The sequence below is a fragment of the Paenibacillus sp. GP183 genome, assembly GCF_900104695.1.
Lineage (GTDB): Bacteria > Bacillota > Bacilli > Paenibacillales > NBRC-103111 > Paenibacillus_AI.
Genome location: NZ_FNSW01000001.1, coordinates 2,254,364 through 2,268,910 on the forward strand (window position 1 = coordinate 2,254,364; position 14,547 = coordinate 2,268,910).

At 46.7% G+C, this 14,547-nt stretch carries 16 protein-coding genes; 4 read left to right on the forward strand and 12 right to left on the reverse strand.

Annotated features, from left to right (window positions below; all coding sequences use genetic code 11):
* Positions 1-4 precede the first annotated feature (4 nt).
* The 10 genes from BLV33_RS11165 to BLV33_RS11210 form a co-directional block, all read right to left on the reverse strand.
* Entirely contained in the window at positions 5-760 is a 756-nt protein-coding gene (locus tag BLV33_RS11165; RefSeq protein ID WP_216234750.1) for a hypothetical protein, read from the reverse strand.
* Positions 761-769: 9 nt separating this feature from the next.
* The gene (locus tag BLV33_RS11170; RefSeq protein ID WP_090791037.1) at positions 770-991 is read right to left on the reverse strand and encodes a hypothetical protein; all 222 of its coding nucleotides are present in this window, start codon (positions 989-991) and stop codon (positions 770-772) included.
* A gap of 142 nt (positions 992-1,133) precedes the next feature.
* On the reverse strand, positions 1,134-2,165 hold the full coding sequence (locus BLV33_RS11175) for a C40 family peptidase (RefSeq protein ID WP_090791039.1): 1,032 nt from the start codon (positions 2,163-2,165) through the stop codon (positions 1,134-1,136).
* A gap of 384 nt (positions 2,166-2,549) precedes the next feature.
* Positions 2,550-3,947, reverse strand: a complete 1,398-nt coding sequence (gene sufB, locus BLV33_RS11180) for a Fe-S cluster assembly protein SufB (RefSeq protein ID WP_090791041.1) — start codon at positions 3,945-3,947, stop codon at positions 2,550-2,552.
* Positions 3,948-3,971: 24 nt separating this feature from the next.
* Complete coding sequence (gene sufU, locus BLV33_RS11185) at positions 3,972-4,406, reverse strand: Fe-S cluster assembly sulfur transfer protein SufU (RefSeq protein WP_090791044.1); 435 nt, start codon at positions 4,404-4,406, stop codon at positions 3,972-3,974.
* Complete coding sequence (locus BLV33_RS11190) at positions 4,393-5,619, reverse strand: cysteine desulfurase (protein ID WP_090791047.1); 1,227 nt, start codon at positions 5,617-5,619, stop codon at positions 4,393-4,395. Before BLV33_RS11190 ends, sufU begins: the two co-directional genes overlap by 14 nt.
* Positions 5,616-6,911: a Fe-S cluster assembly protein SufD gene (gene sufD / locus BLV33_RS11195; protein WP_090791050.1), complete on the reverse strand. Its 1,296-nt coding sequence runs from the start codon at positions 6,909-6,911 to the stop codon at positions 5,616-5,618. The genes BLV33_RS11190 and sufD overlap by 4 nt, the downstream gene beginning before the upstream one ends.
* Before the next feature lie 111 nt (positions 6,912-7,022).
* Positions 7,023-7,856, reverse strand: a complete 834-nt coding sequence (gene sufC, locus BLV33_RS11200; RefSeq protein ID WP_090791053.1) for a Fe-S cluster assembly ATPase SufC — start codon at positions 7,854-7,856, stop codon at positions 7,023-7,025.
* Between the two features lie 109 nt (positions 7,857-7,965).
* On the reverse strand, positions 7,966-8,535 hold the full coding sequence (locus BLV33_RS11205; RefSeq protein ID WP_090791056.1) for a DUF1802 family protein: 570 nt from the start codon (positions 8,533-8,535) through the stop codon (positions 7,966-7,968).
* A gap of 232 nt (positions 8,536-8,767) precedes the next feature.
* Entirely contained in the window at positions 8,768-9,232 is a 465-nt protein-coding gene (locus BLV33_RS11210; protein WP_090791059.1) for a Dps family protein, read from the reverse strand.
* Positions 9,233-9,380: 148 nt separating this feature from the next.
* Between BLV33_RS11210 and mtnK the strand changes: the two genes are divergently transcribed.
* Positions 9,381-10,604: an S-methyl-5-thioribose kinase gene (mtnK, locus tag BLV33_RS11215; RefSeq protein ID WP_090791061.1), complete on the forward strand. Its 1,224-nt coding sequence runs from the start codon at positions 9,381-9,383 to the stop codon at positions 10,602-10,604.
* A gap of 59 nt (positions 10,605-10,663) precedes the next feature.
* Complete coding sequence (mtnA, locus tag BLV33_RS11220; RefSeq protein ID WP_090791063.1) at positions 10,664-11,758, forward strand: S-methyl-5-thioribose-1-phosphate isomerase; 1,095 nt, start codon at positions 10,664-10,666, stop codon at positions 11,756-11,758.
* A gap of 107 nt (positions 11,759-11,865) precedes the next feature.
* Here mtnA and BLV33_RS11225 read toward each other — a convergent pair whose 3' ends face one another.
* Positions 11,866-12,417, reverse strand: a complete 552-nt coding sequence (locus BLV33_RS11225) for a PadR family transcriptional regulator (protein WP_090791065.1) — start codon at positions 12,415-12,417, stop codon at positions 11,866-11,868.
* A gap of 217 nt (positions 12,418-12,634) precedes the next feature.
* Between BLV33_RS11225 and BLV33_RS29300 the strand changes: the two genes are divergently transcribed.
* Together BLV33_RS29300 and BLV33_RS11230 are read left to right on the forward strand one after the other, a co-directional pair.
* Positions 12,635-12,799: a hypothetical protein gene (locus BLV33_RS29300; protein WP_171909111.1), complete on the forward strand. Its 165-nt coding sequence runs from the start codon at positions 12,635-12,637 to the stop codon at positions 12,797-12,799.
* 203 nt (positions 12,800-13,002) lie between these two features.
* Entirely contained in the window at positions 13,003-13,329 is a 327-nt protein-coding gene (locus tag BLV33_RS11230) for a helix-turn-helix domain-containing protein (protein ID WP_090791068.1), read from the forward strand.
* A gap of 63 nt (positions 13,330-13,392) precedes the next feature.
* On the opposite strand, the gene BLV33_RS11235 is transcribed toward BLV33_RS11230, so the two are convergent.
* Positions 13,393-14,520, reverse strand: coding sequence for a glycoside hydrolase family 18 protein (locus tag BLV33_RS11235; RefSeq protein WP_090791070.1), 1,128 nt, complete (start codon positions 14,518-14,520; stop codon positions 13,393-13,395).
* Positions 14,521-14,547 lie beyond the last annotated feature (27 nt).

The window sequence follows — 14,547 nt, forward strand, 5'->3', positions numbered from 1 at the left end:
AGATTTAACCTCCGGAAGAAGAACTAAACCCGCTCGACGTACCGCCAATGCTGCCAGAAGAAGATGAGGTCGATTTGGAGCTTGAGGATGACGATGACGACGATGATGATTGCGAGCTTGATACAGAGCCTGAAGAAGATTTATTCGTCGAAAAGCTTCCCGTTCTGCTGTTTGTGCGCGGCGTTGTCTTATCGGCAGCCGGTTGATTGGCAAACGATCGATTCGTACTGGAAGGCGGTGTATAAGGCTGATTCGTTCTATAATCATATGATGGCCTGCTGCCCACCCAACTGCTGGAGGAATAAGGGCTTCCCATATTAAAAATCATATGATATAAAAGTAAATCATCCCAGCCAAACCCGCCCCCGAAGCCAAAGCCGCCGCCATGACCGCCGTTATTGTTGTTAATGATCGTGGTAGACCCGCTGCCAGTCGTTCCCGGGCTTGGTGTCGGAGATGCTTGCCCTCCGTTTGAAGTGCTGTCCAGCTTCGGAAGAGGAATACTCCAATCCACTGCTGGGTTATAATAGGCTTTGACATCTTCCGAAGACCACTCTACCAGCTTTGGATTTGCTGCCGCAGCCGCAGTCGGGCTTGAACTGGGTGCCGCGGCTTCAGCTGCCGGTAACGCCGGAACCAGCAGCAGATGACCAGCCAGCATGAGACCAAGCGATGTCGATAATACTTTGAGAGGCCTGGCAGGTGCTGCCTTCTTCGATTTGTCCTCGGGCTGTTCTTGATGATCCGATTGGTTCTTCATATTGGAGCCTCACTCCTTTTCTTTGGATCCTTGTTCATCCACTGTTCTAAGCAGCAGCTCAAATTGTTCCAAATCCAGATTGAGCCTGCCTTCAATCATTTCATATTCCTGACCCCCGACAACGAGGTAATTCGCCGCATCTATGCAAGCGATGATTTTGTCGTCCCAAGGTCTTTCGCTAATGTTGTTCACACTGCCATCCTCAAGTTTAACAAACAAAACTATTTTCATCTACAATCCCTCCCAGTTCATTCTTCCATGAGTTTGATAATAAGTAAAACGTATCAGAGCTCATTTCGTTTCATGATTCGTTAAGCCAACAAAAGGAAAAAGCCTTCCACCTGGGAAAGGCTTTTCCTGGAACACAGCTGAGTCAAACAGCTACACGCCTCGCACGAAGAAATGTGCCTTTCCAGTAGGCGCTATCGATGTTTGATATCTGCACTCCATTCTCGGGTTTGGATGAAGCATGAATCATTTGCATGTTTCCCTTATAAATCCCAACATGACCTACAGTTTGGTTTGTTTTAAATCTGCCGGGAACAGAGAAGAACAACAAATCTCCTATGCGCAGGTTATTTCTGCTGATCAGTGTACCCGTTTCAGCTTGCTGACGAGAGAGCCTCGGCAGCTTGACCCCATTTTTGCCAAACACATATTGCGTAAATGCGGAACAATCAAAACTTCCTGTTTGCGGGAAAGGGCCAGCTCCGAATTGATATGGAACTCCCAAATACTTCTCTGCAGTCTGAATCACAGCATTAAGATCGATTTGTTTCAATACAGAAATCGAATAGTCCATTTTCCTTTGATTCATCCGCGAGCTTGTTTGGAGACTGGCTTTGTTTGGATCTGTCGGGTCATCGGCGAAATTTAATTCGGATTGACCGGAGGTATGGCTGGAGTCGACTTCTTGCATAGACATACTGGAGATACCCTTCAAAGAAGGATGAATAAGCAGCTGCCCATCTCGGATGTCATAGGACATATCCTCTTGAAATAAATCGCCGAGTGCCGAGACCGGTAAATAAGCTGAATCACCTTGCAAGAGAAAGGGTTGATTCACTTGAATGGCTTCCCCGCTCTTTAGAGCACGGGTTGTATTTATTTGTATTTCATAATTGGCGTCGGTATCTCCAAGCTGAAGATTTTTCCGGGGACTCGACCAATTCGTTTGATATTGCAGCACTTTAGCCAGATCGTTTACTGGTATATAAGTATGGGTTCCAATTGTTTTCACGGCAATTACAGCATCGTTAATACTTTGTGTTTGTATACCCTTTTGCTGATTATTTTCTGGCGGTTGGGCGCTTTTTTTTGCTTGATAAATATTCGCGCAAGCCGTTGTAATTGCCATGACTACTATAATTGATATCACAGCCGTCTGTTTAGAGAATAGCCGCATGGATGTTCTACTCCTTCTTCCTCTAGGGGTGATTGCTCCTCTATAGGTTGAGGCAAGGAAGGCGCAAATATGCAGATGTCCCAATTAATTGCTGTTGATTCTGGTCATCAGAGCTTGATACCCACCACCTGGCCATTCCCAAGCGCCGGCAAGAGTGTTATTGCCATCGATCCATTTTGCTCGAAAAACTGCCGGAGAGCCCTTTGGTCCCATCCACATGGTATTAGATGCAGGATAATTTATCCATACTTTTATATTAAAGCAATTACTTTATAAAGTCAATTATTTGTTAAAAATTACAATAAAAAAACGTGTCCGAAAAGCTCGGACACGCAAGTATGAAAGCCAAATTGTTATATCCTGAAACCCCTTAGTAAATAAAGGTTACCCTATGCTTCCTTCCATCTCAAACTTGATCAGACGGTTCATCTCCACAGCGTACTCCATGGGGAGTTCTTTCGTGAACGGCTCGATGAAGCCCATAACGATCATTTGAGTAGCTTCAGCATCGGTTAATCCACGGCTCATGAGGTAAAACAATTGATCCTCGGATACCTTGGATACGGTAGCTTCATGCTCCAAAGTTATGTTGTCGTTCATGATTTCGTTGTAAGGAATCGTATCGGAAGTCGACTCCTTATCCATAATAAGCGTATCGCACTTGATATTGGCTTTGGAGCCTTGGGAATTCCGCCCGAAGGAAGCTAGTCCCCGATAGGTTACTTTACCTCCGTGCTTGGAAATCGACTTGGAGACAATGGTCGATGTAGTATCAGGCGCAAGGTGTGTCATTTTGGCTCCAGCATCTTGATGCTGGCCTTTGCCTGCTACTGCAATGGAAAGCACCATACCTTTGGCACCGCGGCCTTTTAAGATAACAGCTGGATACTTCATGGTGAGCTTGGAACCGATGTTTCCATCTACCCACTCCATGGTTGCTCCTTCTTCGGCAACGGCACGTTTGGTAACAAGGTTATAAATGTTAGGCGCCCAGTTTTGAATAGTCGTGTAACGGGCACGGGAGTTCTTTTTGCAGATGATTTCTACGACTGCACTGTGCAAAGAGTTGGTGCTGTAGATTGGAGCTGTACAGCCCTCAACATAGTGCACAAAGCTCTCTTCATCGGTGATGATAAGCGTGCGCTCGAATTGGCCCATGTTCTCCGAGTTGATCCGGAAGTAGGCTTGCAGCGGCACTTCGCATTTAACGCCCTTCGGCACATAAATGAAGCTGCCTCCGGACCATACTGCACTGTTCAGTGCGGCAAACTTGTTGTCGCTCGGAGGTATGATTGTTCCGAAATGCTCTCTGAACAGCTCCGGATATTCACGAAGAGCGCTGTCCGTATCTGTAAAGATAACACCTTGGTCCTCCAGCTCTTTTTGCATGCTGTGGTAAACAACCTCAGACTCATACTGAGCGGACACACCAGCCAGGAACTTTTGCTCCGCTTCCGGAATACCCAGCTTGTCGAACGTTTCCTTGATCTCCGTAGGAACTTCCTCCCACGTCTTTCCTTGCTTCTCTGAAGGCTTTACATAGTACTGGATATCATTGAAATCCAGGTCATCCATGTTACCGCCCCAACGCGGCATCGGCATACTGAAGAATTGCTCGAGCGATTTCAGACGGAAGTTGAGCATCCATTCGGGTTCGCCTTTCATGCTGGAAATCTCGGCAACAATCTCGCGAGTCAAGCCTTTACCGGATTGGAATATGGATTTGTGCTCGTCACGGAAGCCATATTTATAATCCTCAAGATCGGGCATTTGTTTAGCCATGATTCTTACCTCCTATAATTTTTTTCAAGATTCTTGCAGCTTGCTTTGAATAATACCCTTACGCATGGCATTCCATGCCAGCGTTGCGCATTTGATTCTTGCTGGGACTTTGTTGACACCCGAGAATGCCTCAATATCCTCATATTCAAATTCCACGCTCTCGCCTTTCATCATGCCGGAAAAGTTATCTGCGAGCTCGAGCGCTTCCTCGATTGTTTTGCCTTTTACGGCATCCGTCATCATCGAAGCGGAAGATAAACTGATAGAACAACCTTCACCTGTAAACCTGGCATCCTTCACAATGCCGTCTTCTATTTGCATCTGCAGCGAAATTTTATCTCCGCAGGTCGGATTGTTCATATCGATCGTAAGCGCATCGGAGGATTCAAAGGTGCCGTGATTGCGTGGTGTTTTATAATGATCCATAATGACTCTACGGTATAAATCATCCAATTGCATAGCCAAAGTACTCCTTTGTTTTTTGTAATCCTTTCACGAGCTGGTCTACGTCATCTTCCGTGTTATATAAATAGAAGCTGGCGCGAGCCGTAGAGGATTCCTCCATCCATCTCATTAGCGGCTGGCAGCAATGATGGCCTGCACGTATGGCGATTCCTTGTGAATCTAGTACAGTGGCCACATCATGAGGGTGAACATCGCCTAAATTAAAGGTCACCAATCCTGCACGATTCACTTGCGGCCCATAAACGGTAAGACCTTCAATCTTGGTCATACGTTCGAGAGCATACTCTGCCAGCTTCATATCATGCTGCAAAATTTCATCCATGCCCACTTGCTGCAAGTAATCAATCGCCGCACCCAGCCCTACAGCTCCGGCAATAATCGGCGTACCGCCTTCAAATTTCCAAGGCAGCTCCTTCCAGGTGGAGTTTTGCAAGTCTACATGGTCGATCATTTCCCCTCCGAATTCGATCGGTTCCATGTTCTCCAAAATAGACTTCTTGCCATATAATACCCCGATTCCGGTAGGTCCACACATTTTGTGCCCGGAGAAGGCGTAGAAGTCGCAGTCCAAATCCTGGACGTCCACCTTCATATGAGGTGTGCTTTGTGCTCCATCGACCATAATTTTCGCGCCATGCTTGTGAGCAATCCGAGCAATTTCTTTAATCGGATTGATCACACCGAGGACATTGGATATATAAACGATGGAGACGATTTTGGTGCGATCTGTAATCACATTCTCCACATCCGCCAAGGAAATCGTGCCATCCTTTTGCAGTGGGATATATTTTAATGTGGCTCCTGTAGCTTTGGCTGCCTGCTGCCAAGGAATCAGATTGCTGTGATGCTCCATGGGAGTTATCACAATCTCATCGCCTTCACGGAGGACGGACCGGGCGTAGCTGGTGGCCACAATATTGATAGCTGTTGTCGTACCGCGGGTAAAGACAATTTCTTGTTCACTGCCGGCATGGATGAATTTGGCTACTTTCTCGCGAGCTCCTTCATAAGCATCAGTGGCTCGCGATCCAAGGGTGTGAACACCTCTATGAACATTGGAATTATCCCATTCATAGTAATGCTTCAGTGCTTCAATCACCGAAACAGGCTTCTGCGAAGTGGCTGCATTATCCAGATAAACGAGGGGATGCCCGTTAACTTCCTGGTGCAATATGGGAAAAAATTCCCTCAGCTCCGAAGCCTTCATTGTCCCAACTTCCTCTCTACCAGACGCTGCAGCTGCTCTTCGATGTTGCTGATAGGAATTTGGGACACAACCGGAGCCAAAAACCCGTAAATGATCAAGCGCTGAGCTTCATCCTTAGTAATACCGCGAGACATCAAATAATGAACTTGTTCAGGATTGACCTGACCTACACTCGCTGCATGTCCTGCTTTCACATCATCTTCATCGATAAGCAGGATTGGATTCGCATCTCCACGGGCTTTGGGACTCAGCATTAACACTTTCTCCGTTTGCTGTCCATTCGCGCCGGTTGCACCTTTTTCAATCTTGCTGATCCCATTGATGATCGCTGTTGAGCTGTCTCTCATGACCGCCCGGGTAATCATGTCGCTGTTCGAGCTTTTGCCAAAATGCACAGCGCGGGTCGTCAGATTGAGCTTTTGCTCTTCGGTTCCAACACAGATGACTTTGGCATCCGATTCGGAGCCATTGCCTCTCAGGATCGAGGTCGTGTCCGACATGCAGTTGCCGTAGTTCATCTCACCGATGATCCATTCTATGCTGGCGTCATTCTCAACTATCGCACGTCGATAGGTAAGATCTGTGATCGTTTCTCCCATATTATGAATGGATGCAAACCGCACCTTGGCGCCTGGCTTCACATAGATTTCAACGACTCCATTTTGCACAAGCGGTGCGCCGGCTCCGGAAGAAATAAAGTTTTCCACATAGGTCACGGAGCTGAAAGATTCAGCCACAATGATCACATGCGGAACAAAGCTGGCTTCGGCATCGTCGGTTATAAACAAAGCTTGTAAAGGAATTTCCACGACTACATCTTTGGGAATGTAAATGAATATGCCACCGCTCCAAAGTGCCGTATGCAAAGCAGTAATCCGATTCTCATTGGCGGCAACAGCCTTCATGAAATAAGACTGAACGAGCTCGGGATGCTGGAGAACAGCTGTTTCCAAATCGGTGAAAATGACACCTTTCTGCTTCAACTGGCCGGCTACACGGTTAAAGACAATGCTGCTGTTGCGCTGAATGATAAGATTATCCGGATTGGATAAATTTTTTGCCGCTTCCGGCAATTCATCGATCGACGATATTTCGGCTTGTTTCTTATAAGCTCCGTAGGCGTTGATGTCCCAACGGTCAATTCTCGTTTTTTCCAATTTGGGCAATTCCAATTGTCCCGCGAGCGTGAGCCCTTCCGTACGAAGAGCTGTCATCCATTCCGGCTCCTGCTTGCTGCGGGACAGCTCGGTGACGGCGCTCTGGTCTATTGGAAGAATGGTTTCTATACTCATTGATTTTCCTCCCGATTGCTTTCCTTTTGTTGTAACCAGTAAGATGCAAAGCGCTGCCTGGTTATCAACTTGTTTGCTATGAAAGCTTGCATCATAAGCTTGCGTCTTGTGTTAGTTGTATTTGGGAACAGTCGTTTTCATCGGAACCTTGAATTCTTCCTCTTCTTGACCGACCGTTTCATCAACGATGCCAAGCTCTTCCTTGACCCAATCATAGCCTTCCGCTTCCAGACGCTGAGCCAACTCAGGACCGCCGGATTTCACGATGCGGCCTTGCATCATAACATGTACAAAATCAGGCGTTACATAATTCAGCAGGCGTTGGTAATGCGTGATAATAAGGAAGCCGCGCTCCTCGCTGCGAAGTGCATTCACGCCTTCTGCAACAATTCTTAGAGCATCGATATCAAGCCCTGAATCAATCTCGTCCAATATAGCGATCTTTGGCTCAAGAAGCAGCATTTGCAAAATCTCGTTACGTTTCTTCTCGCCTCCGGAGAAGCCCTCATTCAAATAACGGTGCATGAATTCAGGATTCATTTCCAAGTCCTTCATCTTTGCTTCCATTTGGCGAATGAAGCGAATTAATGATATTTCATTGCCTTCACCGCGGCGCGCGTTGATCGCACTGCGAAGAAAGTCGGAATTAGTCACTCCTGTAATTTCACTTGGATACTGCATAGCCAGGAAGAGACCTGCACGCGCTCTTTCGTCGACAGCCATGTCGAGAACGTCTTCTCCATCCAAGGTAACTGAGCCTTCCGTAACTTCATACTTGGGATGTCCCATCAATGCGGCTGCGAGCGTACTTTTACCGGTACCGTTCGGTCCCATGATCGCGTGAATTTCTCCGCCTTTGATTTCAAGGCTGACCCCCTTCAAGATTTCTTTCCCCTCAACGTTAGCACGGAGCCCGTCTATAGTGAATGATGTTGAATTTGACATTATTCTTCTGCCTCCATATGGTTGATATTTATATACAGATTATAATCATTCTTAAATGATTATCACTGATTATCATTAGAATAATTCTATTATACCTTACCCTGGAAAATCAATAAAGGTCATATTTCAATGCTTTTTGAATTTTTGAGACGGATTGCTCAAAAACTTCGTCGTTCATTACGGGTTGGCCTGGGGGCATTGCATGGTTTGCAGGCAGCTCGATCCAGGATTTGCAACCGTTATATTCAGGCAGTGAGTCCACCTTGAACGGTTGATCCAGCTTATATATGCGAAGCAGCAGCAGATGCAGCGGATTTTTCCGCTTCCAATGAAGCCTGTCCTCTGTAAAACGATTCGTCCATATATGAAAGGAATAAAGACGGTCGATTTGTTCCTGATCCGTAATTTCGATGTCCTCAGCCAGCTTTGCATAGGCAGTTATCGTTGTGACTGAGTCATCCGGCTTCCATTCACGTAGTGTTTCGTCGATTTGATCCTGATATTCCTCTTTCAGCAGCTCTTTTTTCTGATGCTCATAGGCAGGATATAAATAGAACGAATCCGCTTTTACCTGAAAATCACGCGTTTCCTCAGCTAATCCTCCTTTGCGCATGATCATGATTTGATCACCGCTCTTGAGCGCCTGGATGGCAACCGCCCATTCCTTTAACGCAGGCATTCCTCTGATGGTATCCGTAGCTTTGACCTCCCCTGCTTGAGTTAAAAGGGCTCTCTTTATTCTTGCTTCTATAAAAATGATATCTGTTCTTAACCCGAAGGTCAAATGGGTGCACTAGTGCTTTCCAAATAAGGCAAATGGGTGTTGAGATCCATGTCAATAAAAAAAGAGCAGTCCCAAAGCCATGGTAATGGCTGAAGGATTGCCCCATTTATAATATTTGAAAAGTCGTTTATTGTCCCAGATAGGCTTTAAACATCCAACGCTGTTTCTCCAAAGCTGCATGGATTTCCAGGAACAGATCAACGGTTGTCTCATCCTCTGCTTCTTCAGCAACTTTCATGCTTTCATTAAGCTCTGTAAGAAGCATCTCACAGTCAGCCACAATACCTTGAATCATTTGCTGAGTCGACTCGGAGCCTTTAGCTTCTTTTAAAGAAGATTCCGCTAGGTATTCTTTCATCGTCGCATAGGGTTTACCGTCAATCGCCAATAAGCGTTCAGCCAGTACATCCAAATATTGATGCGCCTCGTTATAAAGCTCTTCGAATTTAATATGAAGGGAGAAGAATTCGGTTCCTTTTACATACCAATGGAAGTTGTGGAATTTGACATAAAGCAAACCCCAGTTTGCAACTTGTTTGTTTAATACCTTTTGAACGGAAGCGACATTTTTTGCGGTTGCTGCTGTAGCCATTTGAAATTCCTCCTTATTTAGTAATGAAGCTGTTATGATTTAGTATGTGTTAAATCTTGGCCGCCTATGTGGAAATGGCTCCTGAAAAGGGCTATAATACATAGAAAACAGGTTGGAATTCAACCTTGAATTGCAGGAGGTTATCCTATTGACCAATTATCATCCCTTATCCGAAGCTGAAGCAATTGAATATTCCAGAAAAATTCCCGAGCTGTTCCAGACTGGAGCCGAGCTTGTCAGCCGCGAAATTGGCGATGGCAACCTCAATCTCGTCTTTCACATATCGGAGCCTGCCACGGGCAGAAGCATTATTTTGAAACAGGCGCTGCCCTATGCCAAAGTTGTTGGCGAATCGTGGCCTCTCACCCTGGACCGTGCAAGAATTGAAAGTGAAGTGCTGCAAATCCAGGAATCTCTATGTCCGGATTTGGTACCGCACGTTTACGTATATGATCGTAATCTGGCCTTAACCGCGATGCAAGATCTAAGCGATCATGTGATTATGCGGAAAGGCTTGATGGATAGAAATCAGTACCCTTTATTCGCCGGCGATATAGGTCGTTTTCTAGCGCATACTCTTTATTACACTTCCGATTTGGGAATGAATCAGCAGGAAAAGAAACTCCAGCAGGGCCGATTTATAAACCCGGAGCTGTGCAAAATTACTGAGGATTTGATTTTTGATGATCCTTATCGGGATGCGGAAACGAATAATTTTGAGGAGCACCTTCGTGACGCCATAGAAGCTATTTGGCAGAATAATGAGCTGCTTCTTGAAGTAGCCCAGCTGCGCGAGAAATTTTTGACGCGTTCTGAAGCCTTGCTGCATGGGGATTTGCATACGGGGAGTATCTTTATCCGAACGGATTCGACCAAGGTCATTGATCCGGAATTCGCTTATTACGGGCCTATGGGCTTTGATATTGGAGCTGTTCTGGCTAACCTGCTGCTTAATTTTGCAGCACAAGAAGGCTGGAGCCCTGTTCCGGAAGAACGTGCCGAGTATCGCAGTTATCTGCTGAATACGGTGAAGGACGTATGGAATCATTTTGAAAAGGAATTCCGTTCTCTTTGGTCTCAGCACAGCTCGGATCGTTTGTTCCGGACACCCGGCTATCAGGATTTGTATATGCGCAGATTACTCCAGGATACGTTTGGTTTTGCCGGTGCTAAAATGGTTCGCCGTGTAATTGGCTTGGCGCATGTGGCGGATATTGATAAAATAGAAGATGCCGCTGCCCGTGAACGCGCTCAGCGCCTCGCACTTGCCATCGGTACCGAGCTCATCCGCATGGGCCGACAAGCAAGCTCCATCGAGGAGATGGTCCAAAGGGCTGATGCCACCGTGCAAATTATGAGCTTTCCGTGTTGAATAGAGCAAAATTCACATTGCTACAGTGAGGTTTGGATCAGAAAAGAGGTTATTTCCCAATGACTAACATACAGGAACAATCGAAAGGCGAAGACGCTCTGCAGTCCCTTCGTTGGACGGGGCAAGCGCTGGATTTGCTCGATCAACGACTATTGCCGGAGGAAATTGTTTATTTGTCTTTGGAAACACCCGCCGAAGTGTGGGAAGCGATCCGCCGCCTTAAGGTGCGGGGCGCACCGGCGATTGGCATCGCCGCGGCTTACGGCGTTTACCTCGGCATCCGCGGCATCGCGGTCGAGGGCCGCAGTGAAGCCGAAGGCCGGGAGCTGCTGCTCGCCGGAGTTCGTGAGCAGGCGGCGTATTTGGCGACCTCCCGTCCGACGGCGGTCAACTTGTTTTGGGCGCTCGACCGGATGAAAGCGCGGGCGCAAGCTTTGGCCGAAGCCGGGCTGAGCGCAGCGGCGATGAAGCCGGCTTTGCTCGAGGAAGCGCAGCTCATCCAGGCCGAGGATGAGGCTACGAATCGTCGCATCGGCGAGCACGCGCTGACTCTGTTTCAGGACGGCTTCGGCGTCCTGACTCACTGCAACGCAGGCGGTTTGGCGACAACGAGGTACGGCACAGCCCTGGCGCCCTTTTATTTGGCGAAGGAGCAGGGCCTGAGCCTGAAGGTGTTTGCCGACGAGACCCGGCCGGTTCTGCAGGGGGCGAGGCTTACGGCATTCGAGCTGCATCAGGCCGGCGTGGATGTGACCTTGATCTGCGACAACATGGCGGGAGCCGTGATGTCCAAGGGGTGGATCCAGGCGGTCATCGTGGGAACGGACCGGGTTGCGGCCAACGGCGATGTGGCCAACAAGATCGGCACGTACAGCGTGGCGGTTCTGGCGAAGGCGCATGGCATCCCTTTTTATGTGGCGTGCCCGATGTCCACGATCGATTTGAATACGCCGACCGGAGCGGATATCCCGATCGAGGAACGGCACGAGGACGAAATCACCCAGGGCTTTGGCAAGCGTACAGCGCCAGTCGGGGTGAAGGTGTACAATCCTGCCTTCGATGTAACGCCGCACGAATATGTGACGGCAATCATTACGGAAAAAGGCATTATCCGTGCTCCTTTTGCGGAAAATTTACGCAATCTATTTTCATGATTGGGTTTCGGAGACTCCGAAAATTATTTTACTTTTGTGGAAAAGATGCGGCTGTTCCGGGAGTCATTGTGAGATGACGGGGGGACAGCCGCATTTTATTTTTTCTCTTACCGGGGCTCTATATCGATAATGCTTTCTACCCAGCGGCACCATTCCAGATTAGCCTGATGGACCATAATCGCTTTGTGCACAATCAAATATGAACCGAAATACGAGGATTGCAAATTCAGTTCTGCTGCTTCCATCCCGGACTCTGCTTTAATTTTATTCAGGGACTGATTCAGACTTTCGAGTTTTTCTTGATGGAAGCATGCGCGTTCACGAATTAATTTTATGGCCGCACTCCGATCAGATAAAGAAATGCTGTAAACCTTTAGCAGCAGCTCATCACGGGTCACAGGATCAGCCGCGGGCATTGAAATCCACTCCCTGAGCGCATCCTTTCCGCTTTGGGTAATGGAGTATACCTTCTTGTCCGGTTTGTCCGATTGCTCGACTATTACAAATTCAACAAGGCCTGCTTTCTCCAGCTTAGCCAGCAACGGGTAAATCTGGCTGTGCTGAACTTGCCAAAAAAGATGAATTTGCCGCATGAGTTCATAACCCGTACGTGAACTTTTATTCAGTAAGCTGAGCAGTCCAAATGAGAGCGTGTTCAACTGGAACCTCCATTATGTTATTATTGATCCTTAATCATAATCACGACATGAGTATCATCTTGTTGGTTCATATTGTTGGTTCATATTATATGTAAAAGATATTACATAATCAACATCCCTGCCCCCTTAAATCATCTTTCCCTTACGAATGGTATATTTGTCGCTGCCCTATACCTTTTGTCATTTGGAAAAAAGATATCGGAGGTGCAAAACTAATATGAATGCAGGTAACACCTTTGGAAGAAATGAGCAACACTTGGATTTGGACAATGATTGGATTCATTTGATAGCAACGGCACAAACGATGGGTATTCCATTGGAAGAGATTAAGCTTTTCCTAAAAGACGGTACTTACGCCGATTCCACTGAAAAAAAAGAATGAACTACATAAACTTCCTCCTCCTCTTTCCCCGTAATTTTCCTCTTTCTCCCTTTTTTCGCCGACATTGGAAAACGCTTTCACAAAATTAAAAAAAATTCATTTTATCTCCTTGCAATTTGTATTTTTTTATCCACAAAGTTATTAATTTTTGGTAAAATGAATGTAAATATCCAATGAGCCTTTGTCACCTAGGAGGAGTTTGCATGATCGGCAACCGTGTGAAACAGCTTCGCTTCGAAAAGGGATTATCCATTAATGAACTTGCGGAGCGGGCGGGAGTAGCCAAATCTTATTTAAGCAGCATTGAACGGGATATTCAATCGAATCCTTCGATTCAATTTCTCGAAAAAATTTCCACCGTACTGGGGGTTCCCATAGAAACCTTCTTTCCAGGAAAAAAAATTGAACCGGCCCTCGATCCCGAATGGTCCCAGTTGGTTCGCGATGCAATGGCATCCGGCGTTTCCAAAGAACAGTTTTCCGAATTTCTGGAATATAACAAATGGCGCTCTAAAAACTCCGTTAAATGACAAAAGGGCAATCCCTTTCGCTTGATCAGCGAAGCGGGAATGCCTTTTTTAAATATTAGGCTGTTATTTCTGCAGCCACTCCTCTATCCACCACTGGCGATCCTGCGCATAGTCATGTCCATCCCAAGGATTTACACCTTCATAAATAAAGGAACTCCACCAAAATATCCCCGCTCCATGAACTCCATTTGGATTCAGCGTTGGCTTAGTCAGCCGATCCGCAGCCAGCTGAGCTCTTGCCTTTTGAAGCCCTATCGAGGCGTTATATATATTTTCGATATTGGGATCATGATATACAAAGCCTGTGTCCGTCACCTTTTTACCGTAGGCAGGCATAGTCGGATTTAGCCTAGCTTCAGGATGACTGCTATCCGCTATCGCATTTGCATAACGGATGATCGTCTTTTCCCAGAATAACTGATAGGTTTCTGGAGAATTGACCCAATAATCCGGCTCTAATTGGTCATACATCATCGGGCACAGCTGATTGAAAATGCTCGCCATTTCTTTCAAGTAAGCATCCGACCAGACGCTTGGATGGGCTGGAGCTGCAATAGAAAAGATGGCATCCTGTGGTAAAATATTACGTACATACTGAGAGGTTGCTTTTAACACTTGATCATCCTTCAAAAAGCTCTCGAAGTCAAACTGAATGCCATCCGCTTTATAAGCGACTCCATTGTACACAATCCCTTTGTTGATCAAGCTGTCCGCAACGTCTCTCAGGTTTGTGTTATAAGTGGCATTGCCAAAGGATGGATTCCCTATTTTCTGGCCAGCCTCCCAAACCACTCGATTGCCATCATTGACGAGAACAATGATTTTCTGATTAGGATCGGCTTCCCTCGAATTTTTGATCCAGCGAGCGAGCTGCGTGTATCCCTCCGCCGGCAAAGTTCCATTAAGCGAATCCATACTGGAAACGAGCACTCCAATATCCGCCAATTGGTACTTGATCTGATAAGTCTGAAGCTGCAAAACACGATCCTTCATTTGTGTGTCCGTCAAAGCTTCAACGCTGCTAAACCAATATGAGTTCAAGTAGGCTGTATTGTCAGCTTGCTTTATCCCGCTTACTCCGATAGTCCCACCACTCCCTGCGCTTCCTTGCACAGATTGACCGGGTAAGGTAATGGCTACTACAAAGAACAGGATTGCTGCCATTATACTTACCGTACTTCTTTTCCTCATGCTTCTTCTTCCTCCTGGATGATTGAT